Below are 25231 nucleotides of genomic sequence, written 5' to 3'. Positions count from 1 at the left end.
TTCTCCTCAGTCATCGAACAGATGCGGCGTTTCGGCGATGTCGCGGGCCAGCTCGGGCGTGATTTCCAGAAAGGCCCGAAGCGCCGCGCCGTTCTCCTCTGCCCCCGCCCCTTCGACAAGCCTGTAATGCCCGGCAAATCCGGCCTCGCGAAGCTCGCGCGTCTCGGCCTCCATCTGCTGGCGCAGGGTGGGCATCAACAGATCCAACCCGGCATCGCTCTCGCCTGCCAGCGCGCTGCGCACCGCATGTGCGCGCAGATAGGTGTCGTCAATCCCCGCATCGATTTCGAGAAGCCGCAGCGCCGCCTTGTCCTTCATCACGTCCCGGATCAGGTCGATCCGCGACGGATCGATGCACAGGGCAATCCGGTCTGTAGCGTGCAACTCGTAGAGCAGCCGCAGCGTCGCGCGACGATGCCGCGACCTCTTGGCAAGACCGTGCTCGATGCCGCCCATCGGCGGCAGATCGGCCACCTCCTCGTCGAACAGGTAGTCGAAGGCCCGCAACCCGGTGTGGTGTTTGATCGACCCCATGAGCCGTTTGGCGACATGCCTCTTGTGGCTGATCACAAGCAGCAGTTCTCGTCCCGCCCCGAGCGATCCGCCGCTGTCCCAGGCGCGCGGCGCGAAGCGCAGGCCGATCCGACCGCGTTCGGTGAGAAACCCATGCAGCAGCCGACCGTCGCCCCCAGTCGGAAAATCGCGCCGTCCCGAGGCCCACAGGTCGCGCAGCCGCGCCCGCAACCCGGTGGCGCCGGGACTGATCTTGCGTGCGAAGAGCGCATCCTGCCCGAGCAGCAGGTCGTAATGATCGTTGTGGAACGTCGCGGGCATGCCGTAATCGGTGAAGGTCAGGAATGTCGGGCTGCGCGAGCGGATCTCCTCGCGGGGCACGAGATGGCGCACCAGCGTCTGGAACAGCGTCTCGTCGGGGATCCAGCTCCAGCGGAACAGGCGGCGCACATCCGGGCGCGCGTCGAGAAACCGCAGAACCGCCTCCACGGTGGCGCGTCTCAGGCACCACCATTGCGACCCGATCATCGGACGGATGTCGGCGGGGATCGCCCGCGCGATCCCCAGCCTGCCCTGCAGCGCGAGGCTGGCATAGAACAGCCTCTTGCGATCGCGCTCGTTGAACAGGTGCCAGCGGGTCAGACGCTCCTCGCGCATCCCGGTCTTGATCCAGCCGCTCTCGAAGAAATCGACGCTTTCGATCCAGTCCGCCGGATCAGCCTGCAACCTGTCATGGGCATGGGCGGCCGATTTGATCGCCATGCAGTCCCCCGAGACGAGGTAGAAATGTGTGGCATCCGAAAATTGCTCCAGCCCCAGCCGCAGCGCCGATATCGTGGCGGCGACGAGGCTCCATGCGCCCCAGCCGCAGCGCTGTCTGCGCCGCACCAGCGCGATGCCCTCATGCCCCGACAGACCCTCCTGCAGAAGCCGCCAGTCGGCAAGGGCGGCGCGCGCGTCCAGATGCACCACCACTGCGTCGCCCGAGGCGGCGAGACCGCGCGCCTGACGGATCACCGCCTCGGGATCCTTGTGGCACAACAGGATGAAGGCGATGCGCGTCATATGCGTTCCCCGGGCACCACGTGGGCGGGGCCATGCGTGGTTTGCGCCTTGATAGCGCGCGAAGCCGGCGCATAAACAGGTCCATAGGCATTTCGGGGCCCCATGTGGCCTAGGCGCGGCAGCGGATGGGACAGGATATGGGATTTCCGGGCACATGGATGACCGAAAGCGAAAGCATGGTGTACCGCGTGGTGCCCAAATGCGCCTGCTCGACGATCGGTCAGATCATGTACCGCTCGGATCACGGCCGGTTCTTCGACGGCGATATCCACGATGCGCAGGAGGGCCTGCACAAATGGGCGCAAGAGCGCAGCCAAGGCCCGATCACCGACAACGTGACCGCGCATAAGAGCCTCGTCTTCACCTGCGTGCGCAATCCCTACGGACGCATCCTGTCGTCCTTCTTCGACAAGATCTGCGGCATCCAGCGCAACGGGCGCCGCTATCGCGGCAACCTCGTGCCGTTGCTGGTGCAGAAATACGGGATCGAGGTGGGCGATCCCGAAACCGGCTTTGAATTCGACCAGATCCGCAGCTTTCGCCGCTTTTTGCTGTTCGCGCGCGATACCATCAGATGGCGCAAGCCAATGGACCCCGACATCCACTGGTCGGACATGTCGGGCCATGTCTCGACGCTGATCCGGGGCGGCGGGCGCTATGACCGGATCGTGCATACCGAGGCCTTCAACGCGGGCATGGGCGCGGTTCTGTCACACGCGCCGCTGCGTCACCCGGTCGATCTGGGTGCGATGCCGCGCTTCAACGAAAGCGAGGGGCACGGGCCCAGACGCGCCCACCCGGTCGAGGATTTCTTCGACGACCTGTGCATGCATCTCGTGCGCGAGGTCTATGGCCGCGATTTCGAGCTGTTCGGCTATGACATCGACGATCCGTCCAGACGGGACCCGGTGCGCGAGATCGACCTCGATGCGGTGCACGCCCGGCTCGCAGCCTGACGCGGATCACGCGGGCCGTCGTGCCACGGCCACGCCGCGCAACATGGCCCGGCGCAGCCATTCGAGGCCCCATGCCGTCGCCACGGAGCATGCCAGTAGATTGGCCATCACCAGCAACGACAGCCGTGGCGCATAGATGAAAGTTTGGAGGAAGTAGTAGGCAAAGAAGCTGTGGATCAGCCACAGCGGCAGCGACAGCGCGCCCAGCGCCGCAAGCGGACGGGTCATCCGCCCCATGTGCCGCGCGGCCCAGATCCAGAGCACGGCACTCAGGGGGGCGCTGAGGATCAGCGCCGGTGTCATGGCGAAGGGGGCCATGGCCTCCACGACGAGCGTCATCGCTCCGAGCAACACTGCTGCCCCGGCCGCGCGCGGCGCGGTCAGTGCCACCCGGTCGCCATGCCGCGCGATCAGCGCCCCCATCACGAAGGGGAATTGCCAGATCAGCCCGGCGGACAGGGAGAGAGGCTCCGGATCGAGCCGCAGCATGTCCATCACCGCACCAAGACCGAACAGCCCGAGCGAGACCGGCACCGCCCAGACCATGCGCCGCGCCAGCGCCAGCGCCAGCAGCACCGGAGACGCGAGCAGGACCAGCGCGTAGGCCTCGGTGAACCACCATTCGTAATTATAGTCGTGGCGCAGCATCAGAGCATTGGTCACGAGGCGATAGGGATCGAGGGCGTAGCGCGGCGTGCCTTCGAACAACCGGTCCGAGAAGAACAGCGCGCCGATCGGCACGAGTACCGCGAAATAAAACCAGAATACGCCCGCGAATTGCAGCAGGCGTGCCAGGACCCGACGTAGCCCGCCCGGTGCCCCCGCCAGCGCGGCGCGAGCCAAGCCATAGCCGCTGATCATCAGGAATATCGCGACCACGACCTTGCCGTAACGCCCCAGCATGTATTCGAGCGGCACCCCGGGCAGTAGCGGCAGATATTCGGCAGGAGGCCGGATCAGCCCTGGCAGAGCGAACAGATGATGGACGAACATGCCCAAGATTGCCAAACCCTTCAGCACATCCGTTTCGACACGGCTAAAGGCGAGGGTGCTGGGCGCGGTCATATCTGCCTTTCGGTTCGCTCCATCTGGCATCGGTCGTCAGGTGGGAGCAAGAGACCATGGCGATGCAGGGCTTGACGCGCGACGGCGTCGCGGGCCATTGCGGCCGGAACCCCGAGACGACCTCTCCCGTTGGACCGCCATGCCTGATCCCAGCCCGACCGACATCCCCGCCAATCTGCGCCGCCGTCCCGAATTGTGGATGGTGCTGCTGTTTCTCGTCTCGCTCGCCGCGCTGGGCTTTTTCCTGCTCGCGGGCGAGGTGGTCGAAGGCGACACGGCGGCCTTCGACGAAGCGATCCTGCTCGCCCTCAGGACACCCGGCGATCTGAGCGATCCGATCGGCTCGCACTGGGTCGAGGAGATGGCGCGCGACATGACGGCGCTGGGCGGGGTGGCGTGGCTGACATCGCTGACAATCGGGGTCGCGGGGTATCTCGCGCTGTCGCGCCATACCCGCACCATGTGGTTCCTGCTGATCGCCATCGGCAGCGGCACGCTGATCAGCCGCAGCGCCAAGATGCTGTTCGAGCGCGCCCGCCCCGACCTCGTGCCGCACGGCTCCTATGTCTATACCGCGAGCTTTCCTTCGGGGCACACCATGCTTTCGGCGGTGACCTATCTCACACTCGCGGTGATGCTGTCGCGGCTCGAGCCGCGCCGTGTGATCAAGGTCTATATCATGACCTGCGCGATCCTGTTGACCGGTCTGGTCGGCGTGAGCCGGGTCTATCTCGGGGTGCACTGGCCCACCGACGTGATCGCGGGCTGGACCGCGGGGGCCGGCTGGGCGGTGCTGTGCCTGCTCGTCGCGCAATGGATGCAGCGCCGCGGCCAGATTGAGCCGGCCGAGGACGCCAAGGACTAGAGCAACCCCGCATCCCTGAAGAGGCCCTTCAGATCCGCCTCGGGCCGGGCGCCGAAATGCGAGATCACCTCGGCAGCGGCGACACAACCCATACGGCCCGCCGTTTCCAGATCGCGCTCAGTGGCGATGCCATAAAGGAAACCGGAAGCGAAGAGATCGCCCGCCCCGGTCGCGTCGACCGGCTTGACCTTGCGTACCGGCACCACGACCCGCTCCTCGCCCCGGATCAGCACCACATCGGCGCCCGACCGGGTGCAGACCACGAGGCGGCAATCGGCGGCAGCGCGCGTCAACGCCTGATTGAGGCGGCACTCGTAGAGGCTCTCCCATTCATGCTCGTTGCCAATGACGAAATCGAGTTCGCGCACCAGACGCTGGAAATCGGCACGATGCCGGTCGGCGCAGAACGGGTCCGACAGCGCGATCCCCGCCATACCGCCGGCCTTCTGGGTCAGGTCGGTGGCGCGCTCGAAGGCTTGCTTGCCCTTGGGCTTGTCATAGAGATAGCCTTCGAGGAACAGGATCCCCGCCCGTCCGGCCACCGCGTCGGGGACATCGTCCGGGCCGAGCTCGGCGGAAATGCCGAGATAGGTGTTCATCGACCGCTCGCCATCCGGGCTCACGAAGATCATCGAGCGCGAGGTCGGAAGTTCGCCCCCCGCCACCGGCGGGTTGGCAAAGCGCGTGCCGCCCGCCTCCATGCTTTGGGCATAGAACCGGCCTAGCGCATCGTCGCGCACCCGCCCGATGAAGCTCGTGTCGAGCCCGAGATTGCCAAGCCCCGCCAGCGTGTTGGCGACAGAGCCGCCCGGAGCCTGATGGCGGCCCTCCATGGCGCCATAGAGCGTCTCGCCGCGCTCACGCTCGACCAGTTGCATGATGCCCTTCTCGATGCCCATCAGGTCGAGAAAGCTGTCATCGGCCTGCGCGAACACGTCGACGATGGCGTTGCCGATACCGAGTATGCGGGGAATGCTCATAAGGTCTTCTCCTCGAAGAGGCAGAGATCGCGGATCGGGCAGATCGGACATTTGGGCTTGCGCGCCACGCAGATGTAGCGTCCGTGTAGGATCAGCCAGTGATGCGCGTGGCGCTGCCAGCGCGCCGGGACATGGTCCTCGATGCCGCGCTCGACCGCGTCGACATCCTTTCCGGGCGCGAGGCCGGTGCGGTTGCAGACCCGGAAAATATGGGTATCCACGGCTTGGGCGGGATGGCCCCACCACATGCTGAGCACTACGTTCGCGGTCTTGCGCCCGACGCCGGGCAGCGAGACGAGGGCGGCGCGCGAGGATGGCACCTCGCCGCCAAACCGCTCGACGAGGATCTCGCTCATCCGGATGACGTTCTTGGCCTTGTTGCGGTAGAGGCCGATGGTCCTGATATGCTCAATCAGCCCCTCTTCGCCCAGCGCCAGCATCTTTTGCGGCGTGTCGGCGATCTCGAACAGCTTGCGCGTCGCCTTGTTGACGCCGACATCCGTGGCCTGCGCCGACAGCGCGACGGCCACGAGCAGCGTATAAGCGTTGACGTGCTCGAGTTCCCCCTTCGGCTCGGGTTCGGCCTCGTGCAGGCGGGCAAAGATCTGGTCGATCTCGTGATAATCGAGCTGACGGGTCATCGCACCTCTATGCCCGGAGCCGCCCGCCCTCACAAGGGCGGCGGCGGTGCATGCGGACGCGGTCCGCACCATGAGTATTCAGAGTAAGTTGAGAAGGCACGTCCCTTGGTAACTTCACTCTTCAAATACTCATATCCCCGTCATGACGGAGGGGCGCGGCGGTCCGGGATGCGCAGCTTCCGGGTCGCGCAGGCGCCAAGGGCCGCGTAGTCTCGAGGCCATGGATCAGACCCACGCATATCACTACGGCGTCATGCGCCGCGCCATTGCGGCGATCGACGCCTCCCCCGCCCCCCTCGCGCTGGAGGATCTCGCCGCGCGAATGGAGATGTCGCCCGCGCATTTCCAGCGGATATTCTCGGCATGGGTCGGTGTGTCGCCCAAGCGCTACCAGCAGTATCTCGCACTCGGTCATGCCAAGGCGCTCCTGCGCGAGCGCTGCACCACCTTCGAGACCGCACAGGAGGTGGGGCTTTCGGGCACCGGCCGCCTGCACGATCTCTTCTTGCGCTGGGAGGCGATGAGTCCGGGCGATTACGGCGCGGGTGGCGCGGGGCTGGAGATCCGGCACGGCCGCTTCGACAGCCCCTTCGGCCCGGTCGTGGCGATGGCGACGGATCGCGGATTATGCGGGCTGGGCTTTGCCGCCGAGGCCGGGGTCGAGGCGACCTTCGAGGATCTGCGCAGCCGCTGGCCCGCCGCGCGCTTCATCGAAGATCCCGCGGTCCTCGCCCCATGGATCGACGCCGCCTTTTCCGGGCGCGGTGAAGCGCGGGTCGCGCTCATTGGTGCGCCCTTTGCGATCAAGGTCTGGCAGGCGCTCATGGAGGTGCCGAGCGGGCATGTCACCACCTATTCCGACATCGCCGCCCGCATCGGTGCGCCCCGTGCGGTGCGCGCCGCCGCCACGGCGGTGGGCCGCAATCCGGTGTCGTGGCTGATCCCTTGCCACCGGGCGCTGTGCAAGTCCGGCGAGCTTGGCGGCTATCACTGGGGTCTGCCGGTCAAACGCGCGATGCTGGCATGGGAGGCGGCGCGCGACGACGCCTGAGGCAGGTCTGCCACAGTGAATCGGGTTCCCGAGAAAGCCGGAACCTGCCTATCAAAGCCGCGTTATTGCATAGCAGCCGCACGCGGCCTCTATCTAACCGGGACAGGCGCGGGCATCCCACTTCCGCGCGACTCGCAAGAAATGGACAGATCATGATCACCAAGCTTCCCCTCGCGCTCGTCACCGTGTCGGCTCTCGCAGTGGCCGCCTGCCAACCAGTGACGCCGAACAACCCCGACCCCAATGCCAATACCCGCCGCGGCGCTCTCGTGGGCGCGGGCCTCGGTGCTGCCGTGGGCGCACTCACGGCCGATGACAGCGACGACCGCCTGCGCAATGCCGCGATCGGCGCGGCCGTCGGCGGCGCCGCAGGCGCCGGCACCGGTGCCATGCTCGACCGTCAGGAAGCGGAACTGCGCAACCAGCTCGGCTCCAATGTCGGCATCGTCAACACCGGCGAACAGCTGGTCGTGACCCTGCCGCAGGACATCCTGTTCGACACCGACAGCGCCACGCTTACTGGTTCGATGACCAACGATCTGCGCGCCATCGCCGGTTCGATCAACAACTACCCCAACACCACCGTCAATGTGGTTGGCCATGCCGACAACACCGGCGCCGCGGCCTACAACCAGTCGCTCTCCGAAGCCCGCGCCCGTTCGGTCGCGTCGGTGCTGACCTCGGCCGGCGTCTCGCCCGCCCGGATCCGCTCCATCGGCCGTGGCGAGGATGCGCCCGTCGCGTCGAACCTGACGGCCGAAGGCCGCCGTCAGAACCGCCGGGTCGAGATCATCATCACGCCCAACGGCTGATCTCGACGTCTCGACCGCCCCATCGGGCCGCCCTTCGGGGCGGCCCTTTGCTTTGCGGTTGAGTAACGCTTGGCCCGGTAATACAATTTTACCAGTTGCGGAGGTTCAGCATGCCGTTCAAGCCCATCCAGCCGGAAAAGCTCTCTCATGGCGTGGTGCGACAGATCGAGGAGCTGGTGCTGCGCGGCATCCTGCGCCCCGGGGATCGTTTGCCTCCGGAGCGCGAGCTTGCCGAACGGCTGGGCGTCTCGCGACCATCGCTGCGCGAGGCCTTGGCGGATCTGCAGAGCCGCAACCTCGTCGAAAGCCGCGCCGGTGCGGGCGTCTACATCTCGGACGTGATCGGCTCGGCCTTCTCCCCCGCCCTCGTGCGGCTCTTCGCCACCCATGATGAGGCGGTCTCGGACATGGTGGCGTTTCGGCGCGACATCGAGGGGCTGGCAGCCGAGCGCGCGGCGCGGCTTGGCTCGGACAGCGATCTCGCGGTGATCGACGCGGTCTTCGCCCGGATGGAGGCGGCGCAGAGCAAGCCCTCTTCCAATGCCGAGGCCGAGGCCGGGCTCGACGCCGAGTTTCACCTCGCCATCGTCGAGGCGAGCCACAACGTCGTCATGCTGCACATGATGCGCTCGATCTACGATCTGCTGCGCGAGGGCGTGTTCTACAACCGGCAGGTCATGTTCCGCCAGCGCACGACGCGGGCCTCGGTTCTGGAACAGCACCGCGCCATCAACGACGCGTTGCAGGCGCGCGATCCCACAGCCGCCCGCGCCGCCGTGGCGGCGCATCTCGATTACGTGCAGAGCGCGTTGAGCGATCAGCGGCAGGCGGATCGCCACGAGGAAATCGCCAAGCGACGGCTCAGCCGGGAGACCGCCCGCTAGGGCGCGACGAAGGCCCCAGGCCGTGCTAGGATGGCGCTCACAGGAGGATGCGCCATGAAACATAAGCGACTCGCTCTTGCGGCCTGTGCCGCGATCTTCTCTGCCGGAATGGCCAGCGCCGGCCCCGGCTGCGATGGCAAGGCCCATGACGTCACCGCGAGCATGAGCCAACCGGCCCCCGCTCCGGATCAGACCATTGCCGAGGCCGAGAGCCATGCGCCCTCGATCGACCTGCTGGCTTTCAACGTGCAATCAACAGCGCCCGAGATCATCATGCTCCCGGCCGCCAATCGCTAAGGATCTTCATTCGAAGCGCCATGCGTGACCAAATGAAAAGGCCCGGACGCCATCGCATCCGGGCCTTTTCGTATCTGAACCAGAGGCTCCGATCCGGTCAGTGCAGCTTGGCGCCCACCGTCTGGATCGATTCGTTGATCATCTTGTCGGCACGCTGCGCGGTCATCTGGTCGGTGATGACCTGACGCGCGGCGGCCACGGCCACGGTGACGGCCTCGTCACGGACTTGGCGGACGGCCTTGTCCTGCGCCGACTGGATCTGCTCCTCCGCGGCGGTCAGACGACGCTGGATCGACTTGGCGATGTCGACCTTGGCCTGCTCGGCCGAGCGGTTGGCTTCATCGCGGGCGTTCGACACGATGCGGTCGGCCTGCGTCTGCACGTCCTTCTGCTTGCGCTCGAACGAAGCCAGAAGCGACTGCGCCTCCTCGCGAAGCCCGCGGGCATCGTCGAGTTCGGCGCGGATGCCGTCGGCCCGCTTGTCGAGGAGTTTGCCCACTTCGCGCGGAACGCGGAAGTAAAGCAGCACGCCGACGAAGAGCAGGAACGCCAGCAGCACCACGAAGTCGGTGTTGCCGAGCGAGAAGAACGGACCGGTCGCGGCCATCGCCGGGGCGGCGGCCATGCTCAGCGCGAGGGTTGCGAGAACGAGTTTCATGCGCGTTCTCCCAGCTTGGCGTCGACGGCGGCGTCCACCTTGGCGACGTCGGCATCGGCACCGAAGGCGGCCACGATCTCGCGGGCAACGTCGCGGGCGACCTCGCTCACGTTACGGGCAGAGCTTTCGCGGATCTCATCGATCGCCGCTTGGCTCTCGGCGGTCTTCGCGGCGATCTGCGCGTCGGCCTTTTCCATCTCGACATCGAGGTCGGCCTGGATCTGCGCCTTGGTCTCGGCGACGATCCGGTTCGCCTCGGCGCGCGCGTCGGCGAGCGCCTTGTCATACGCGCCTTCGGCTTCGCGGGCGCGGTGCCGCAGCTCTTCGGCGGCGGCGATGTCGTTGGTGATCGTACCCGCGCGCTCGGCCAGCACCGCGCCGATGCGCGGCAGGGCAAAGCGGGACAGGACGAAATAGATCACGCCGAGCGTGACCAGGAGCCAGAAAATCTGGTTCGGGAAGCTGGAGACGTCGAGCTGGGGCATACCCGGCCCTGCGGCTTCGGCTCCGTGCACCGCCAGTGCTTCTTCGGCGGTAATGGTTTCGGTCGCCACGGCGTCCTCCATCGAGCCCTACGGAAATGGCGGCGCGGGGAAGCCCGCGCCGCCGGTCAGGAGATCGAGATCTGGATCAGACCGCGAACATCAGCAGCAGGGCGACGAGGAACGAGAAGATCCCGAGCGCTTCGGCGAAGGCCAGGCCGATGAACAGCGTGGCGGTCTGCGAAGCGGCAGCCGACGGGTTGCGCAGCGCGCCCGACAGGTAGTTCGCCGCGACCGAGCCCACACCGATGGCCGAGAGGCCCGAGCCGATGGCTGCGAGGCCGGCGCCGATGAACTGACCGAATTGTGCGATATCGCCTTCCATGGGGGTATCTCCTGATTTGGAATTGCGTGTTTGGTGAAGGGTGAACCGACCCCGAGGGCCGAGCCCCGTCTCAGTGCGACGGGTGCAGCGCGTCCTTGAGGTAGATGCAGGTGAGGATGGTGAACACATATGCCTGAATGCCGGCCACGAGCACTTCGAGCCCGTAGATCGCGGTGATTGCCACGATCGAGAGCGGCGAGATGGCGGCGATGGCGGCAAAGCCCGCGAACACCTTGATCATCGCGTGACCGGCGACGAGGTTGCCGGCGAGACGGATGGAATGGCTGACGGGGCGCACGAAGTACGAGATCACCTCGATGATCGCGATGACCGGGCGCAGGAACAGCGGTGCTTCCTTCATCCAGAACAAGCCGAGGAACGCCATGCCGTTCTTCACGAAGCCGATCACCGTAACCGCGATGAACACGCCCAGCGCCAGAACGGCGGTGACGGCGATGTGCGAGGTCGGCGTGAAAGCCAGCGGCAGCAGGCCCAGATAGTTCGAGAACAGGATGAACAGGAACAGCGTCATGATCCAAGGGAAGTACTTGAGACCTTCCTTGCCGGTGACGTCTTCGACCATCTTGTAGACGAAGCCGTAGATCAGCTCGGCAGCCGACTGGACCCGGGACGGGATCACGGCGCGGCCACGGGTGCCGACCACCAGAAGCAGGATGACCGACAGGGCCGCCAGCGCCATCCAGAAGGTCGCGTTGGTGATGGTGTACCACGATACGGGATCGCCGATCTCGCCGAAGAGCGGCTTGATCTCGAACTGGTCGAACGGGTGGAACACCAGCCCGCCCGGCTCTTCACCTTCGACCAACGCAACCGTCTCTGTCGCCATTCTCTCAGCCCTCGTCGTCGCCGGCCTGATCGGCCTGCTGTTTTACCTGCAGCTCCTTGGCCGTGCGCAACATCGTCTTCACGCCCGCCGCGAGGCCCAGAAATATGAACGGGATCAGGAAGATCGGCATGGTCCCGAAAAGGGTATCCAAACCGAACCCGATCCCGAAGCCGATCCCGAGACCGGCCACAAGCTCGATCACCATGCGCCACGCGACCTGCGCCTGGCTGTAATGGCTCTCCTGATGAGGGGCCTCTTCGGGCTTGCCCTTCAGCTTCGCGAGACGCTCTTCCAATGCGCGCAACCGCGCGTCGTGATCGTCTTCATCGTGGCTGTCGGACACTCCGGGTCGGCCCCCTCATCGGTCGAGTGGGTGCTATAGCGTGGGGGAGAATTGGTCAAGCATGTGCGACCGGCGAGGAATGCCGCGTCTTACGCACTGATAAGGCTACATTTTTTGGAAAGCATGGAAAGCAACGCGGCCGTCTGGACCCGCAGGCGTGGAAGACTCGACATTCAACCGCGCGGTTGACGTTTCGCCCGGGGCACCGTCAGGGTGCCGCATGGCCGCATCCCTCGACCTGGTATTCTCCGCCCTTGCCGACCCGACCCGGCGCGCGATTCTCGCGCTGCTGCTTGAGGACGACATGGCGGTGACTGATGTGGCCGAGCCGTTCGAGATGTCTCTCGCGGCGATTTCCAAGCATCTGGGGGTTCTTGCCGAGGCGGGGCTGATCTCTCGTGACCGGCGCGGGCGCGTCACCTGGTGTCAGCTGGAGCCGGATGGTCTGCGCGAGGCCTCCGTCTGGATGCAGGGCTTCGGGCAGATGGAGGGCATCGATCTCGACGCCTTCGAACGCTTTCTGGAGCGTGAGCTCGGGCCGTCCACCACAGCAGAACCCGAAGGCCCCGCCGCGGCGGACGGTTAGGATCAGACGAGGCCGATCAGCGACAGAACCGCGATGACGACGACGACGAGACCGATGATGTAGATGATGTTGCGCATGACTGCCCCTTGAGGATGACTTGGTTGAATCTGACGAGCCAACGCTGCCCTCACGAATTCGTTCCTTGCCCTAGCACCAGCTTTTCGCGCGTTCCTTCAGGACCTTGAGAAACGCCTGCACCTTGGGGGTGCGGTGCAGGTCGACATGCGTCACCACCCAGACCGGCACGCTCCACTCCTCCAGAGGGCCGTGCACGATGGTCAGGTCGTCATTCGTGTTGGCCTCGTAGAGGGGCACGAAGCCCAGACCGGCACCGGCCAGCACCGCATCACGCTGGTTACGTTCGCCGTAAGCCCGGAAGGAAATCCGACCGATGCCGACGGTGTCGCGCAGCCAGCGATAGAATGGCGCGCGGCTTTCGAGATCGTCCGCGGCGACGAAGCGGTGCGCCGGCAGGTCGCCGATTCCTTCGGGAAGACCGTGCCGCTCGATATAGGACCGCGCCCCCACCAGCGCGAAGCTCATGCTGCAGAGCGGGCGGACGACGTTGTCGGGCTGTTCGGGGATGTTTCCCGCCCGGATCGCCACATGTGCCTCGCCGTATTCAAGACGAAACAGACGCGTGCCGGTCAGCAGCCGCACCATCACCTCCGGATGGGTGGCCTGAAAGTCGATGAGCAGCGGCGTCAGCAGGTCCGCCATGGTGTCGAGCGCCGTCACCGCCAGCTCGCCCTCGACGCCCCCGCCCTGCCCCTTGAGCCGGTTGACGAGTTGCGAGAACTGATCGTCGGTGGCCTGCGCCACCTGCAACAGGTCGCGCCCGGCCTCGGTCGAGGTGTAGCCGCGCGGGTGGCGCTGGAACAGCTTCACCCCCAAGCGCGCCTCGAGCGCGTCGACATGGCGGATCACCGTCGCATGATGCACGCCGAGCACGTCGGCGGCCCCCGACACCGTGCCCATTCGGGCCACGTGATAGGCGGTGCGGATTTCGTCCCAGTTGTCCATGCGGCTCTCCTCGGGGATGGGGCTCCCTTCTAGGACGCATCGCCGCCGGGTCCAAGCGGCTCGCACCTCTTGACCGGAGCGTCGATCCGCCGTAATTGCGACCCCCAAACCCGGAAGCTCTCGCTTTCCGGTCCCCGGCCCATATCGGGGATCGCCGTCCGTCAGCGCGTTGCGCCCACGGGCGCGCAACTGCATGGGGCCAAGGGGACTGACGCAACGGTCGGAAAGGACCGCCATGTTCGAATCGCTCTCAGACCGCCTCTCCGGCGTCTTCGACAGGCTCACCAAACAGGGCGCGCTGTCCGACGAGGACGTGAAGACCGCGCTGCGCGAAGTCCGCGTGGCGCTGCTCGAGGCGGACGTTTCTCTTGCCGTCGCCCGCGACTTCGTGGCTGCCGTGCAGGACAAAGCGACGGGCCAGTCCGTCACCAAGTCGATCACGCCGGGCCAGCAGGTCGTGAAGATCGTGCATGACGAGCTGGTCTCGGTCCTGACCGGCGACAGCGATCCGGGCAAGCTCAAGATCGACAACGCCCCGGCGCCGATCCTGATGGTCGGCCTGCAGGGCTCGGGCAAGACCACTACCACCGCCAAGCTCGCCAAGCGCCTGACCGAGCGCGACGGCAAGCGGGTGCTGATGGCCTCGCTCGACGTGAACCGCCCCGCCGCGATGGAGCAGCTTGAGATCCTCGGCCGTCAGATCGGCGTCGACACCCTGCCCATCGTCAAGGGCGAGGACCCGGTCGCCATTGCCAAGCGCGCCAAGACGCAGGCCTCGCTTGGCGGCTACGATGTCTACATGCTCGACACTGCTGGGCGTCTGCACATCGATCAGGAGTTGATTGCGCAGGCGGCGGCGGTGCGCGACGCGGTCAACCCGCGCGAGACGCTCTTGGTGGTCGACGGCCTCACCGGCCAGGACGCGGTAAACGTCGCGACCGAATTCGATGACAAGATCGGCGTCTCGGGCGTGGTGTTGACCCGGATGGACGGCGACGGGCGCGGCGGTGCCGCGCTGTCGATGCGCAAGGTCACCGGCAAGCCGATCCGCTTCGTCGGCCTCGGCGAGAAGATGGACGCGATCGAGACCTTCGAGGCCGAGCGGATCGCGGGCCGGATCCTCGGCATGGGCGACATCGTCGCCCTCGTCGAGAAGGCGCAGCAGACGATCGAGGCCGAGCAGGCCGAACGGATGATGAAGCGGTTCCAGAAGGGCCGCTTCAACATGAACGACCTCAAGATGCAGCTCGAGCAGATGCTCAAGATGGGCGGCATGGAAAGCCTGATGGGCATGCTGCCCGGCATGGGCAAGATGGCCAAGCAGGCGCAGTCGGCAGGCTTCGACGACACCATGCTCAAGCGGCAGATCGCGCTGATAAACTCCATGACCAAGAAGGAACGGGCCAACCCTGACCTGCTTCAGGCCAGCCGCAAGAAGCGCATCGCCAAGGGCGCGGGGCTGGAAGTGTCGGAGCTGAACAAGCTGCTCAAGCAGCAAAAGCAGATGGCCGACATGATGAAGAAGATGGGCAAGGGCGGCATGCTGAAACAGGCCATGAAGGGCATGTTCGGCAAGGGCGGCGAGATGCCCGATGTCAACGATCCCGCCGCGATGGAAAAGGCCGCCAAGATGCTGGGCAAGCAGCTGCCGCCGGGTATGGGTAAGCTGCCCGGCATGGGCGGTGGCATGGGGCTGCCCCCGGGCCTCTCGGGGCTGGGTCGCAAGAAATGATTCCGTCGCTGACCACCGACCGGTTGCACCTCGTGCCGCCCTCGCTGGCACATCTGCCGTCAGAGCGCGAGTTTCTCGCCTCCGAGCGGTCGAGCTTCGTCGGCGGACCGGCCCCGCGCCACAAGGCATGGCGCGTGATCGCGCTGCACTTGGGTCACTGGCAGATCCTCGGCTTCGGCATGTGGGCCGCCATCGAGCGCGACAGCGGCACGCCGGTCGGCCTCGTGGGCCTTTGGGGCCCCGAGCCCTGGCCGATGCCCGAGCTGGGCTATCACCTCTACGAGGGGGCGGAGGGCAAGGGCTATGCCACCGAGGCCGGGCGCGCCGTGCTCGACTTCGCGCGCGACCGGCTCGGCATGACCGATCTGGCCTCGATGATAGACCCTGCGAATACGGCGAGCCAGTCGGTCGCCCGCCGTCTCGGCGCACAGAACACCGGCACCGAGTTTCGCGCCGATCCCGAGGGCAAGCCTGTGGAGATCTGGCGCCACGACCTGACGGGAGAGCGCCCATGACCGACACTTCCAGCCGCGCAGCACAGCTTCTCAAGGGACACCGCGAGAGCATCGACCGGCTCGACGCGATCCTCGTCTACACGCTGGGCGAGCGGTTCAAGCACACCCAGGCCGTGGGCCGGCTCAAGGCCGAGCACGACCTGCCCCCTGCCGACCCGATCCGCGAGGAATCGCAGATCGCCCGTCTCACCGATCTTGCGAACGAGGCCGATCTCGACCCCGAATTCGCCAAGAAATTCCTGGCCTTCATCATCCAGGAAGTCATCAAGCACCACGAACGCCACCAATCCTGACGGTTTTTCCGTCATCAGCCATACCCAAGGAGATTTCCACATGGCCATGAAGATCCGGCTCGCCCGCGGCGGCTCCAAGAAGCGCCCCCATTATTCGATCGTCGCCACCGACAGCCGCATGCCGCGCGACGGCCGCTTCCTCGAGAAGCTCGGCACCTACAACCCGCTCCTCGCCAAGGACAGCGAAGAGCGCGTGAAGATGGATGTCGATCGCATCAAGGACTGGCTCTCGAAGGGCGCCCAGCCGACCGATCGCGTCGCGCGCATGCTCGAAGCCGCCGGCGTGACCGAGAAGAAAACCCGCTCCAACCCCAAGAAGGGTGAGCCGGGCAAGGCTGCGAAAGACCGCGCCGAGAAAAAGGCCGCGCGCGAAGCCGCTCCGGCCGACGACGCCGCCGCCGAGTGATGGAGCCCAGCCCGGAGCGGCCCGGCGCCTTTGCACCGGAGTTCCGGGCCGAGCTGGCTCGGCTGATGGATCGGCGGCGCGACGTGCGCCGCTTTCGCACCGAGCCGGTGGACGAGGCAGCGCTGACGCGCTGCCTCGATTCGTTTCTGACCGCCCCCTCGGTGGGGCTGTCCGAGCCGTGGCGCGTGATCCGGGTCGAAAGCCCGGCAGCCCGCGCCGCCGCTCTCGCCAATTTCGAGGCCGCGAACGCCGCGGCGCTGGCCGACCAGTCGCGCTCGCGCGCCACGCTCTACGCGCGGCTCAAGCTTTCGGGCATGCGCGACGCCCCGGTGCAGCTTGCCGTCTGGTGCGACGACGCGACGCCCAAGGGCCATGGCCTCGGCGCCGCCAGCATGCCCGAGATGCGGCGCTATTCGGTCGTCGCGGCGATCACCCAGTTCTGGCTCACCGCGCGGGCCGAAGGCCTCGGCACCGGCTGGGTCTCGATCCTCGACCCCGCGCAGCTGGCGCGCGATCTCGCCGTGCCGTCCGGCTGGTCATTGGTGGGATATCTGTGCGTGGGGTATGCGGAGACGCTCGACCGCCTGCCCGAACTCGAGGCCGAAGGCTGGGAGGTTCGGCGCGGCCACCTTCCCATAGAGACGCGCTGAGCCTTGCCTTCGGGGCCGGGCTGTTGTTCCAACGCGCAAGAACAGGCTTGGAGGACACGACATGAGCGACATGATCTGCGTGGGGCGACTGGCAGGCGCGTTCGGCGTGCGCGGCGAGGTGCGGCTCAAGAGCTTTTGCGCCGACCCCGAGACCATCGCCGACTACGTGCCGCTGGTGACCACCGAAGGCCGCGAGTTCCGGCAGATCGTGATCACCGGTCAGGGGTCGGGGGCCTATACCGCGCGCATCGACGGAATCACCACCAAGGAAGAGGCCGATGCGCTCAAGGGGGTCGATCTCTACGCGCCGCGTAACCGCCTGCCCACCCTGCCCGACGACGAATACTACCACGCCGACCTGATCGGATTGTCGGTGCACGACACCGGCGGGGCCCTCTTGGGCACGGTGCGCGCGGTGCTGAACCACGGCGCGGGCGATCTCCTTGAGGTCCTGCCGACGCAAGGCAACGACACAGTGCTCCTGCCCTTCACCTTGGCCGCCGTGCCCACGGTCGACCTCGCTTCGGGCCGCATCGTGGCCGATCCGCCAGAGGGGCTGTTCGCGAGCTGAAGTGTCTGGAACCCCACCTTTTCGTTCGTGTTGGGCCCTCGAAGCGCCGGAGTTCTTCCGGACGCAGACCGAAAGGCTCTGACATGATCGAATGGATTCTCATCCTCCTCGCCATCGCCGCCGTCGCCGGTCTTCTCGGCATGGGCCGGATCTCCGGCGCCGCGCTGACCGGGGCCAAGTGGCTCGCCATCATCGCACTGGTGCTGTTCCTCCTGGTACTCTTCGGCATCATCGGCCTCGCCGCCTGACGAGACCTCACCGGGCCGCCGGACCTTCCCCGGCGGCCCGCGATCCGCTATGGCCCACGCCATGAGCGACACCCCCAGTGATCCCCCGCCCTCCCGCGCCGCAGGCCGCCTTAGCGCCCGCGTCTCGGCCCAGCCGCGCGAGCTGATGACCGACGACCCTGATCTTGCCGGGGCGTGGACCGCGCAGGTCATCACCCTGTTCCCGCAGGCCTTCCCCGGCGTGCTAGGCGAAAGCCTGACCGGCAAGGCGCTGAAAGACGGGCTGTGGCAGCTCCAGCCGATCGACCTGCGCCCTTACGGCGAGGGCAAGCACCGCAATGTCGACGACACCCCGGCGGGCGGCGGCGCGGGCATGGTGCTGCGCCCCGACATTGTCGGCCGCGCCATCGAACATGCAAAATCCCGCGCCAAGGGGATCACGCCGGTGATCTACCTTTCCCCGCGCGGTCGCCGCTTCGATCAAGCGCTGGCGCGCGAGCTGAGCCAAGCCGACGGCGTCATCCTCTTGTGCGGACGCTTCGAGGGCGTGGACGAGCGGGTGATCGAGGAGCACGGCATCCTCGAGGTGAGCTTGGGCGATTTCGTCTTGACGGGCGGCGAGATCGCGGCTCAGGCCTTGATCGACGCCACGGTCCGCCTTATACCCCGCGTGCTGGGGAATCAGGCGTCCACGGAGGAGGAATCCTTCTCCCACGGTCTCCTCGAACACCCGCAATACACCAAGCCCGCGCTCTGGAAGGGTCGTGCGATTCCCGAGATTCTTCTCTCGGGCCATCACGCGAAAATCACCGACTGGCGCAGGTCCATGGCCGAAAGGCTGACCAAGGAACGGCGACCTGATCTCTGGCGGGCGTATTGCGCTGAGCGCGATATGGACCTGGACGAAGACCGAGAGCTCTGAGGTTGCGAGCAACTTCGCGGAGAAAACCGCGAGCAAGCAAGGAGTGACAGGCATGGACCTGATCGCACAGCTCGAAGCGGAGCAGATCGCTTCGCTGGGGAAGACCATCCCCGACTTCAAGGCCGGTGACACCATCCGCGTCGGCTACAAGGTGACCGAGGGTACCCGCACCCGCGTGCAGATGTACGAAGGCGTCTGCATCAGCCGCAAGAACGGCAAGGGCATCGCCGGCTCGTTCACCGTGCGCAAGATCTCGTTCGGCGAGGGCGTCGAGCGCGTCTTCCCGCTCTATGCGACCAACATCGATTCGATCGAGGTGGTGCGTCGTGGCCGCGTGCGCCGCGCGAAGCTCTACTATCTGCGTTCGCGTCGCGGCAAGTCGGCCCGTATCGCCGAAGTCAGCAACTATAAGCCCAAGGCCGACACGGCCGCGGCCAAGGCCTGAGGAGCGCCGACATGAAAGCGGATATCCATCCCGACTACCACGTCATCGACGTCAAGATGACCGACGGCACCGTCGTCCAGATGAAGTCGACCTGGGGCAAGGAAGGCGACCAGCTGTCGCTCGACATCGACCCCTCGGTGCACCCGGCTTGGACTGGCGGCACCTCGCGTCTCATGGACGCCGGCGGCCGCGTGTCGAAGTTCAAGAACAAGTACGCCGGTCTCGGCTTCTGATAGCCCGACCACCGCGATTCGAAAAAAGCGCCGCCCCTCGGGGCGGCGCTTTGCGTTTGCGGCACGAATGAGGCGATCCAAGGCCGCCGATCCGGACATGAGAGCGCGAAAAAGCGGCATCTGACACGACAATCGAGAAGCCATGAGGGAATATGGCGTTTTTCGGGCAACAATAGGCATCTAATTGTGTCGCAACGCGTTGAGCCCTGTTACACCATGGCAAATATGTCATTTCGGAGGCTTTTTCGATGCAACATTCCGGCGCCCGGGCCTTCGGCGACAAAGCCTATCTGATCGATCATCACGAAATGATGCGCATTCTCGGCCGCGTGCCGCCCGTGGAAACGCAGGGCCGCCACGAAAAGGCCGCATTCGGGCGCAGCGCCTATGGCATGCACAAGGCCGCTGCCCGGCCCCGCCCGATGCGCGAGGCCTCCGATACGATCCATGAGGCCGCGCCGCGCCGCGTCGAAGCGCCGCGCGAGGTCTGGGCCCTCGCCCCCAATACCCAGCTCGTCTCGAAGGCGCTGGCCAAAGGGCGTGGCCCGGCGCTGGTGGCGCAGTGGGACGAGCTGACCCGCACCGCCCCATGGTCTGGCATCGCGGCCTCCTTCGGCGCGGCCCAAGCCGCGCGTCCTGGTGGCGCGCTGACCGAGAAGCACCGCGCGCGTGCTGCAAGCGGTGGCTTCGATATCGTTACCGCGGCCCAGGGCGTGGCCCTGCGGAGCCGCCTGCTCGGCGCGACCGAAGCGGCGGAGCAGCGGGTCGACCTCGACCTCTGATCGGCCCCGAAGTCGCAAGACATCCGGCCCGAATGAAAAACGCCGCCCCGAGGGGCGGCGTTTTCGCTTCTCAGGCGGCCTTGCGGGCAGGCCGGCGACGGCGGTTCGCGCCACCCGGCTTCGAGGCGCCCTCCGGCTTGGGCGCCCCGCCGCCGAAACGACGACCGCCACCACCATTGCCACCGCGACGACCGCCCTTCTTCTCGGGCGCGACCGGGTCCCAGCGGGTGCCGGAGGCCACCGGGATCGCGGCCTTCATGGCCTTTTCGATGTCCTTGAGTTCGCCCATCTCATCGGGCGCGCAAAGCGCCACGGCGCGGCCATCGGCGCCTGCGCGGGCCGTCCGGCCGATCCGGTGGACATAGTTCTCGGCTACGTTAGGCAGCTCGTAGTTGTAGACGTGGCGCACGCCTGGGATGTCGATGCCCCGCGCGGCGACATCGGTGGCGACAAGCACCCGGATCTTGCCTTCGCGGAAATCCTTGATCGCCCGCTCGCGCTGGCCTTGGCTCTTGTTGCCGTGAATGGCCGACGCTGCAAAGCCCGCGGCGGCAAGCTGCTTGGAGAGCTTCTCCATGCCGTGCTTGGTGCGGCCGAAGACCAGCGCTAGCTCGTCGCGATGCTGATCGAGCAGCTCGACCAGCACCTCGGTCTTGGCAGCCTTGGCGACGAAGTGGATCGACTGGTCGATCTTGTCGGCGGCCTTGCCCGGCGGGTTCACCTGCACACGCACCGCGTCGGTGAGATAGGCCGAGGCCAGCTCTTCCATCTGCTTGGGCATGGTGGCCGAGAACAGCATGGTCTGCCGTTCCTTGGGCAGCAGGGGAGCAATCCGGCGCAGCGCGTGAATGAAGCCCATGTCGAGCATCTGATCGGCCTCGTCGAGCACGAGGAACTCGGTCTGGCTCAGGTTCACGGCGCGGCGGTCCAGAAGGTCGATCAGACGGCCCGGCGTGGCAACGAGCAGCGAGCAGCCGCCTTCCATACGCTTGATCTGGCCGTTGATCCCGGCGCCGCCCACGACCAGCACGGTCTTGAGGTGGCTGCCTTGGGTATAGGCGGTCAGGTTGTCGGCGATCTGCTTGGCCAGCTCACGCGTCGGCGCGAGCACGAGGGCGCGGGCCGATTTCGGCGCGTGCTTGCCGGGCGACTTCATCAGCCGGTCGATCATCGGCAGGCCGAAGGCGGCGGTCTTGCCGGTGCCGGTCTGGGCGAGGCCCATCACGTCGCGGCCGTTCATGGCGTGCGGAATCGCCTGGGTCTGGATCGGGGTCGGGTCGGTGATGCCCTGCTCGGCGAGGGCGGCCACGAGACGGGGCGCGAGCCCCAGCATGTCGAAATCCATGTGCATCCTTGTAAGCGGCGCAAGACGCACCGCGGCATGGGCGCAGACCCGCGCGGAGGCGGGTCGACGGTCGGGTTGCGCCCTTGCACTCACACGGGGCCGAATGCCCACGCGCCGACAGGACGCGGCCCCTTGCGTGAAATGGGAACCTGAGATCCGAAGCGGTGCGGGCGCCAGCGCAAATCCTGCGGGGGCGGCGCGGCTGCTCACGCGGGCCATGCGCTTTCGGTCTTGAACGGCAGATGGACCCGAAAGCCGCACAAGTCAATGGGCTGCACCGTACAAGGCGCGCGGGACTTGCACGCGCAACCGCCATCCCCTACCCCGAAAGCAGTGCGGAAACGGCCCCTTGCGGCCGGAGGGGACGGATACGTGGCGCATATCATCGTCGTGGGCAACGAAAAGGGCGGCGCGGGCAAATCGACCGTCGCCATGCATGTCGCGACCGCTCTCGCGCGGATGGGCCACAAGATCGGCACGCTCGACCTCGACCTGCGGCAAAAGTCGCTCGGCCGCTATGTCGAGAACCGCAAGCGCTATTGCGAGCGCGCGGGGCTGACCCTGCCGTCGCCCGCCCATGTCGAGTTGCCCGAGATCGACGCCAGTGCGCTGCAACCGGGCGAGAACATCTCCGATCACCGGCTTTCGGCGGCCGTGGCGCAGCTCGAGGATGACAGCGACTTCATCCTGATCGACTGCCCCGGCAGCCACACCCGTCTCAGCCAGGTGGCGCATTCGCTGGCCGACACGCTGGTCACCCCGCTCAACGACAGCTTCATCGATTTCGACCTGTTGGCCAAGATCGACAATGACGGCGAGACGATCCTCGGGCCTTCGGTTTATTCCGAGATGGTCTGGAGCGCGCGGCAGCTGCGCGCTCAGGCCGGGCTCGATCCGATCGACTGGGTGGTGCTCAGGAACCGGCTCGGGGCGCAGCAGATGGTCAACAAGCAGCGGATGGAAAGCGCGCTGTCGCGGCTTTCCGAGCGGATCGGCTTTCGCTCGGCGCCGGGCTTCAACGAGCGGGTGATTTTCCGCGAGCTGTTTCCGCGCGGTCTGACGCTTCTCGACCTGCGCGATGTCGGTGTGAGCCAGCTCAACATTTCCAACGTCGCCGCGCGTCAGGAGCTGCGCGACCTGATGCGGGCGCTCGACTTGCCGGGCGTCGAGGTGGAGTTCTAGGTTTCCCGTTCGGTACGCCCGTCCTGACGCACTTTCAAAGCGAAACAGGGGCACCCAAGGGCACCCCTGTCTCGCGAGGTTTTAGCACCTCAGGCGCCGACGATCTTGCCGCCGTTGGGGTGCAGCGTCTGCCCGGTGAAATAATTGCCGTCGGACGAGGCGAGGAACAGGTAGGCGGTCGCCACCTCCCAAGGCTGGCCGGGACGACCCAAGGGCGTGTTCTTTCCGAAGCCCTCGACCATGTCGGGCGGCATCGAGCCGGGAATGAACGGCGTCCAGACCGGGCCCGGCGCCACGGCATTGACGCGGATGCCCTTTTCGGCCAGTGCCGATGACATGGAGCGCGACAGTGCCAGCGTCGCGCCGCGCGTCGTCGAGTAGGTGACGAGACCGGCGTTGCCCTTGAAGGCGTTCACGGAGGTCGTGTAGACCACCGCGTCGCCCTCCTTGAGATGCGGCAGTGCAGCTTGGGTGATGAACATCGGATGCATGATGTTGCTGTCGATGGTGCGGCGCAGCCGCTCTTCGGAGATGTCCTCGAGCCCGTCGTCGAGCCATTGCTGCGCCGCATTGATGATCAGCACGTCGAGCTTGCCGTATTGTTCGACCGTCTTGGCCACCGCCGCTTCGCAGTGCACCTTCTCACCGAGATCGCCGCGAATGAGCAGCGCTTCGGAGCCCTCCTCCTCGACCAACCGCTTCGTGTCCTCGGCGTCGCGGTCCTCTTCGAGATAGGCGATGGCGAGCTTGGCGCCCTCGCGCGCGAACAGCACCGAAACGGCGCGGCCGATGCCGCTGTCGCCGCCGGTGACGAGCGCGACCTTGCCTTCGAGCTTGCCGACGCCCGGATGGCGCGGCGTGTAGTCGGGGGCGGGCTGCATCTCGTGCTCGTTGCCTGGCATGTGGTCCTGGGATTGAGCGGGCATGTCCTTGGGTTCGGTCATGGGGATCTCCCTGTTCGAGCTGGGTTCGGAGGAAAACGGGCCCGCATCCGCGACAGTTCCGGCCCTGTACGGTTGCGAAGGCAGGGATCCGCCACACGGGACAAGGGGGGAACTTCGGCCCCATGGCCCCGGTTGCCTCTTGAAGCCAGTTACAGGAGAGCCCAATGGACACAGAGTATGACGCCATCGTCATCGGCGGAGGCTCGGCCGGGTTGTCCTTCGCGCGGCAGGCGGCGGGGCTGGGGCGCAAGATCGCCCTCATCGAGCGCGCCGAACTGGGCGGCACCTGCGTCAACCGGGGCTGCGTTCCCAAGAAGATGCTCTGGACCGTGGCCGATGCTCTGCATCGCGGAAGCGGGCTGACGCGCGCAGGCATCTTGGGCCCCGCGCCGCAGGTCGACATGGCGCGGCTCTGCGCCGCGCGCGGCGACAAGCTGGAGAGCATCCGGCAAAGCTACCGCGAGACGCTCAAGGATGCGGGCGTTCACCTGATCGAGGATACGGCCGGGCTGACCGCGCCGGGCGAGGTGACGATCTCGGGCCAGCGGCTGCACGCGCCGCGCATCGTGCTGGCCACCGGTGGCCATCCTATCAAGCCCGACATGGAAGGCGCGGCGCTTGCCTGCGACAGCGACGAGGTGCTCAACTGGACCACCTTGCCCCGCTCCATCGCGATCATCGGCGGCGGCTATATCGGCTGCGAGATGGCGGCGATCCACGCGGCATTGGGCGTGCGTGTGACGCTGGTGACGGACACCGACCGCGTGCTGACCGAGTTCTCCGAGAACGCCGCGCTGGTGGGACAGCGCAACATGGAGGCGCAGGGCATCCGCCTTGTCACGAGCTGCACGCCCGAGGCGGTGCGGCAGGCCGGGGACGGGCTGGAACTGGTGCTCGACGCCGAGACGGTGCTCAAGGTCGACAAGGTCGTCGCCGCCACCGGACGCGCCCCCAATCTCGGCGTATTGGGCGCACTCAAGGACCGCGTGGCGCTGACCGAGAAGGGTGTTTTGAAGATCGACGCGCGGTTCGAGACATCCTTGCCGGGCCTGCATGCGGTGGGAGACTGTGCCGACCGGTTGCCACTGACGCCCGTGGCGTCAAGCGACGGCGAAACACTAGCGCGGCAGCTCTTCGGCACACATCGCGACCCGGTGGAGTTGCGCCATGTCGCCACGACCGCCTTCGTGCTGCCGCCGGTGAGCGAGGTCGGGCAGCCCTCTCCCGAGGCAATCTTCGACGAGGCGACGCTGTCGCCGCTTTCGGCGGCGCTACGCGCGGACGCGCCGCAGGATTACTGGGGCCTCGGCGGTTCGGACACCGCCGTGACCTCTGTGTCGCTGGTGGCCGAAGGCGCGCATGAAGCCATTGCGTGGGCGGCGCAGATGCTTCTGCACCGCCCCAACCGCGAAGCCATGCAGCGGGCGCTGGGGGTGCATCCCTCGACCTCCGAGGAGGCCATGGGCTGAGCCTATGAGACATCTGACAGCACGAGAAAGGCCGGCCCGGTGATCCGGGCCGACCTTGTCGC

General features: G+C 66.5%; 33 protein-coding genes. 20 read left to right on the top strand and 13 right to left on the bottom strand.

The features are described 5' to 3' along the window. Window positions 1–6: 6 nt before the first annotated feature. Window positions 7–1578 (bottom strand): DUF5928 domain-containing protein, encoded by a 1572-nt coding sequence (locus ACJASC_RS01205; protein ID WP_415142833.1) that lies wholly within the window; start codon window positions 1576–1578, stop codon window positions 7–9. A 137-nt stretch (window positions 1579–1715) separates the two neighbouring features. On the opposite strand from ACJASC_RS01205, the gene ACJASC_RS01200 reads away from it, so the two are divergent. Further along, window positions 1716–2534, top strand: a complete 819-nt coding sequence (locus ACJASC_RS01200; protein WP_415143052.1) for a sulfotransferase family protein — start codon at window positions 1716–1718, stop codon at window positions 2532–2534. A 6-nt stretch (window positions 2535–2540) separates the two neighbouring features. On the opposite strand, the gene ACJASC_RS01195 is transcribed toward ACJASC_RS01200, so the two are convergent. Then, on the bottom strand, window positions 2541–3599 hold the full coding sequence (locus ACJASC_RS01195) for an acyltransferase family protein (RefSeq protein WP_415142831.1): 1059 nt from the start codon (window positions 3597–3599) through the stop codon (window positions 2541–2543). Window positions 3600–3738: 139 nt separating this feature from the next. Here ACJASC_RS01195 and ACJASC_RS01190 point away from each other — a divergent pair, with 139 nt between their 5' ends. Further along, a complete protein-coding gene (locus ACJASC_RS01190; protein WP_021693166.1) occupies window positions 3739–4464 on the top strand; it encodes a phosphatase PAP2 family protein in 726 nt (241 codons plus the stop codon). Here the strand turns inward: ACJASC_RS01190 and ACJASC_RS01185 are convergent. Both ACJASC_RS01185 and nth read right to left on the bottom strand, forming a co-directional pair. After that, window positions 4461–5444, bottom strand: coding sequence for an adenosine kinase (locus ACJASC_RS01185; RefSeq protein WP_415142829.1), 984 nt, complete (start codon window positions 5442–5444; stop codon window positions 4461–4463). The genes ACJASC_RS01190 and ACJASC_RS01185 overlap by 4 nt on opposite strands. Then, window positions 5441–6085, bottom strand: coding sequence for an endonuclease III (gene nth, locus ACJASC_RS01180; RefSeq protein ID WP_415142827.1), 645 nt, complete (start codon window positions 6083–6085; stop codon window positions 5441–5443). Before nth ends, ACJASC_RS01185 begins: the two co-directional genes overlap by 4 nt. A gap of 220 nt (window positions 6086–6305) precedes the next feature. Here nth and ACJASC_RS01175 point away from each other — a divergent pair, with 220 nt between their 5' ends. The 4 genes from ACJASC_RS01175 to ACJASC_RS01160 all read left to right on the top strand — a co-directional run bounded on the left by ACJASC_RS01175 (window position 6306) and on the right by ACJASC_RS01160 (window position 9129). Next, entirely contained in the window at window positions 6306–7136 is an 831-nt protein-coding gene (locus ACJASC_RS01175) for a methylated-DNA--[protein]-cysteine S-methyltransferase (RefSeq protein WP_415142825.1), read from the top strand. A 152-nt stretch (window positions 7137–7288) separates the two neighbouring features. Beyond that, entirely contained in the window at window positions 7289–7948 is a 660-nt protein-coding gene (locus ACJASC_RS01170) for an OmpA family protein (RefSeq protein WP_415142823.1), read from the top strand. A 110-nt stretch (window positions 7949–8058) separates the two neighbouring features. Further along, window positions 8059–8832: a FadR/GntR family transcriptional regulator gene (locus ACJASC_RS01165; RefSeq protein WP_021693171.1), complete on the top strand. Its 774-nt coding sequence runs from the start codon at window positions 8059–8061 to the stop codon at window positions 8830–8832. A 54-nt stretch (window positions 8833–8886) separates the two neighbouring features. Beyond that, on the top strand, window positions 8887–9129 hold the full coding sequence (locus ACJASC_RS01160) for a hypothetical protein (RefSeq protein ID WP_415142820.1): 243 nt from the start codon (window positions 8887–8889) through the stop codon (window positions 9127–9129). A 97-nt stretch (window positions 9130–9226) separates the two neighbouring features. Here the strand turns inward: ACJASC_RS01160 and ACJASC_RS01155 are convergent, their stop codons facing one another. The 5 genes from ACJASC_RS01155 to ACJASC_RS01135 form a co-directional block, all read right to left on the bottom strand. Continuing rightward, window positions 9227–9787: a F0F1 ATP synthase subunit B gene (locus ACJASC_RS01155; RefSeq protein ID WP_415142818.1), complete on the bottom strand. Its 561-nt coding sequence runs from the start codon at window positions 9785–9787 to the stop codon at window positions 9227–9229. Further along, window positions 9784–10341 (bottom strand): F0F1 ATP synthase subunit B', encoded by a 558-nt coding sequence (locus tag ACJASC_RS01150; RefSeq protein ID WP_415142816.1) that lies wholly within the window; start codon window positions 10339–10341, stop codon window positions 9784–9786. Before ACJASC_RS01150 ends, ACJASC_RS01155 begins: the two co-directional genes overlap by 4 nt. A gap of 76 nt (window positions 10342–10417) precedes the next feature. Further along, complete coding sequence (locus tag ACJASC_RS01145) at window positions 10418–10654, bottom strand: F0F1 ATP synthase subunit C (protein ID WP_021693175.1); 237 nt, start codon at window positions 10652–10654, stop codon at window positions 10418–10420. A gap of 70 nt (window positions 10655–10724) precedes the next feature. Beyond that, complete coding sequence (locus tag ACJASC_RS01140) at window positions 10725–11501, bottom strand: F0F1 ATP synthase subunit A (RefSeq protein ID WP_021693176.1); 777 nt, start codon at window positions 11499–11501, stop codon at window positions 10725–10727. 4 nt (window positions 11502–11505) lie between these two features. Next, window positions 11506–11844, bottom strand: a complete 339-nt coding sequence (locus tag ACJASC_RS01135) for an AtpZ/AtpI family protein (protein ID WP_021693177.1) — start codon at window positions 11842–11844, stop codon at window positions 11506–11508. A gap of 220 nt (window positions 11845–12064) precedes the next feature. Here ACJASC_RS01135 and ACJASC_RS01130 point away from each other — a divergent pair, with 220 nt between their 5' ends. Next, window positions 12065–12430, top strand: coding sequence for an ArsR/SmtB family transcription factor (locus tag ACJASC_RS01130; protein ID WP_415142813.1), 366 nt, complete (start codon window positions 12065–12067; stop codon window positions 12428–12430). Window positions 12431–12432: 2 nt separating this feature from the next. Here the strand turns inward: ACJASC_RS01130 and ACJASC_RS01125 are convergent, their stop codons facing one another. Then, window positions 12433–12561, bottom strand: a complete 129-nt coding sequence (locus ACJASC_RS01125) for a hypothetical protein (RefSeq protein ID WP_021693179.1) — start codon at window positions 12559–12561, stop codon at window positions 12433–12435. Between the two features lie 16 nt (window positions 12562–12577). Then, window positions 12578–13453, bottom strand: coding sequence for a LysR family transcriptional regulator (locus ACJASC_RS01120; protein WP_415142810.1), 876 nt, complete (start codon window positions 13451–13453; stop codon window positions 12578–12580). Between the two features lie 235 nt (window positions 13454–13688). Between ACJASC_RS01120 and ffh the strand changes: the two genes are divergently transcribed. From ffh to ACJASC_RS01065, 11 genes are all read left to right on the top strand, one after another. Then, window positions 13689–15185, top strand: coding sequence for a signal recognition particle protein (ffh, locus tag ACJASC_RS01115; protein ID WP_415142808.1), 1497 nt, complete (start codon window positions 13689–13691; stop codon window positions 15183–15185). Next, on the top strand, window positions 15182–15700 hold the full coding sequence (locus ACJASC_RS01110; protein WP_415142806.1) for a GNAT family N-acetyltransferase: 519 nt from the start codon (window positions 15182–15184) through the stop codon (window positions 15698–15700). The genes ffh and ACJASC_RS01110 overlap by 4 nt, the downstream gene beginning before the upstream one ends. Continuing rightward, a complete protein-coding gene (locus tag ACJASC_RS01105) occupies window positions 15697–15993 on the top strand; it encodes a chorismate mutase (protein WP_415142803.1) in 297 nt (98 codons plus the stop codon). Before ACJASC_RS01110 ends, ACJASC_RS01105 begins: the two co-directional genes overlap by 4 nt. Window positions 15994–16033: 40 nt before the next feature. Next, window positions 16034–16399 (top strand): 30S ribosomal protein S16, encoded by a 366-nt coding sequence (gene rpsP, locus ACJASC_RS01100; protein WP_415142801.1) that lies wholly within the window; start codon window positions 16034–16036, stop codon window positions 16397–16399. Then, window positions 16399–17049, top strand: coding sequence for a 5,6-dimethylbenzimidazole synthase (gene bluB, locus ACJASC_RS01095; RefSeq protein ID WP_415143050.1), 651 nt, complete (start codon window positions 16399–16401; stop codon window positions 17047–17049). The genes rpsP and bluB overlap by 1 nt, the downstream gene beginning before the upstream one ends. A 61-nt stretch (window positions 17050–17110) precedes the next feature. Continuing rightward, complete coding sequence (rimM, locus tag ACJASC_RS01090; RefSeq protein ID WP_021693185.1) at window positions 17111–17620, top strand: ribosome maturation factor RimM; 510 nt, start codon at window positions 17111–17113, stop codon at window positions 17618–17620. Window positions 17621–17703: 83 nt separating this feature from the next. Continuing rightward, complete coding sequence (locus tag ACJASC_RS01085; protein ID WP_017929173.1) at window positions 17704–17868, top strand: DUF1328 family protein; 165 nt, start codon at window positions 17704–17706, stop codon at window positions 17866–17868. Window positions 17869–17929: 61 nt separating this feature from the next. Further along, window positions 17930–18769, top strand: a complete 840-nt coding sequence (gene trmD / locus ACJASC_RS01080) for a tRNA (guanosine(37)-N1)-methyltransferase TrmD (RefSeq protein ID WP_415142798.1) — start codon at window positions 17930–17932, stop codon at window positions 18767–18769. Window positions 18770–18821: 52 nt separating this feature from the next. Continuing rightward, window positions 18822–19214: a 50S ribosomal protein L19 gene (gene rplS, locus ACJASC_RS01075; RefSeq protein ID WP_021693187.1), complete on the top strand. Its 393-nt coding sequence runs from the start codon at window positions 18822–18824 to the stop codon at window positions 19212–19214. An 11-nt stretch (window positions 19215–19225) separates the two neighbouring features. Continuing rightward, window positions 19226–19447 carry a 50S ribosomal protein L31 gene (rpmE, locus tag ACJASC_RS01070; protein ID WP_021693188.1) on the top strand — a complete coding sequence of 74 codons (222 nt, stop codon included), beginning with the start codon at window positions 19226–19228 and terminating at the stop codon, window positions 19445–19447. Window positions 19448–19695: 248 nt separating this feature from the next. Beyond that, complete coding sequence (locus tag ACJASC_RS01065) at window positions 19696–20229, top strand: hypothetical protein (protein WP_415142795.1); 534 nt, start codon at window positions 19696–19698, stop codon at window positions 20227–20229. 70 nt (window positions 20230–20299) lie between these two features. Here ACJASC_RS01065 and ACJASC_RS01060 read toward each other — a convergent pair whose 3' ends face one another. After that, window positions 20300–21574 (bottom strand): DEAD/DEAH box helicase, encoded by a 1275-nt coding sequence (locus tag ACJASC_RS01060; RefSeq protein WP_021693190.1) that lies wholly within the window; start codon window positions 21572–21574, stop codon window positions 20300–20302. Between the two features lie 372 nt (window positions 21575–21946). On the opposite strand from ACJASC_RS01060, the gene ACJASC_RS01055 reads away from it, so the two are divergent. Continuing rightward, the gene (locus ACJASC_RS01055; RefSeq protein ID WP_021693192.1) at window positions 21947–22756 is read left to right on the top strand and encodes a division plane positioning ATPase MipZ; all 810 of its coding nucleotides are present in this window, start codon (window positions 21947–21949) and stop codon (window positions 22754–22756) included. 89 nt (window positions 22757–22845) lie between these two features. Here ACJASC_RS01055 and ACJASC_RS01050 read toward each other — a convergent pair whose 3' ends face one another. Beyond that, complete coding sequence (locus ACJASC_RS01050) at window positions 22846–23700, bottom strand: SDR family oxidoreductase (protein ID WP_415142792.1); 855 nt, start codon at window positions 23698–23700, stop codon at window positions 22846–22848. Window positions 23701–23864: 164 nt separating this feature from the next. Here ACJASC_RS01050 and ACJASC_RS01045 point away from each other — a divergent pair, with 164 nt between their 5' ends. Further along, window positions 23865–25169 (top strand): dihydrolipoyl dehydrogenase family protein, encoded by a 1305-nt coding sequence (locus tag ACJASC_RS01045; protein ID WP_415142790.1) that lies wholly within the window; start codon window positions 23865–23867, stop codon window positions 25167–25169. Window positions 25170–25231 lie beyond the last annotated feature (62 nt).

This window comes from Limimaricola cinnabarinus, from assembly GCF_047631075.1.
Lineage (GTDB): Bacteria > Pseudomonadota > Alphaproteobacteria > Rhodobacterales > Rhodobacteraceae > Limimaricola > Limimaricola cinnabarinus.
This window is presented reverse-complemented; position numbering and strand designations above follow the sequence as displayed.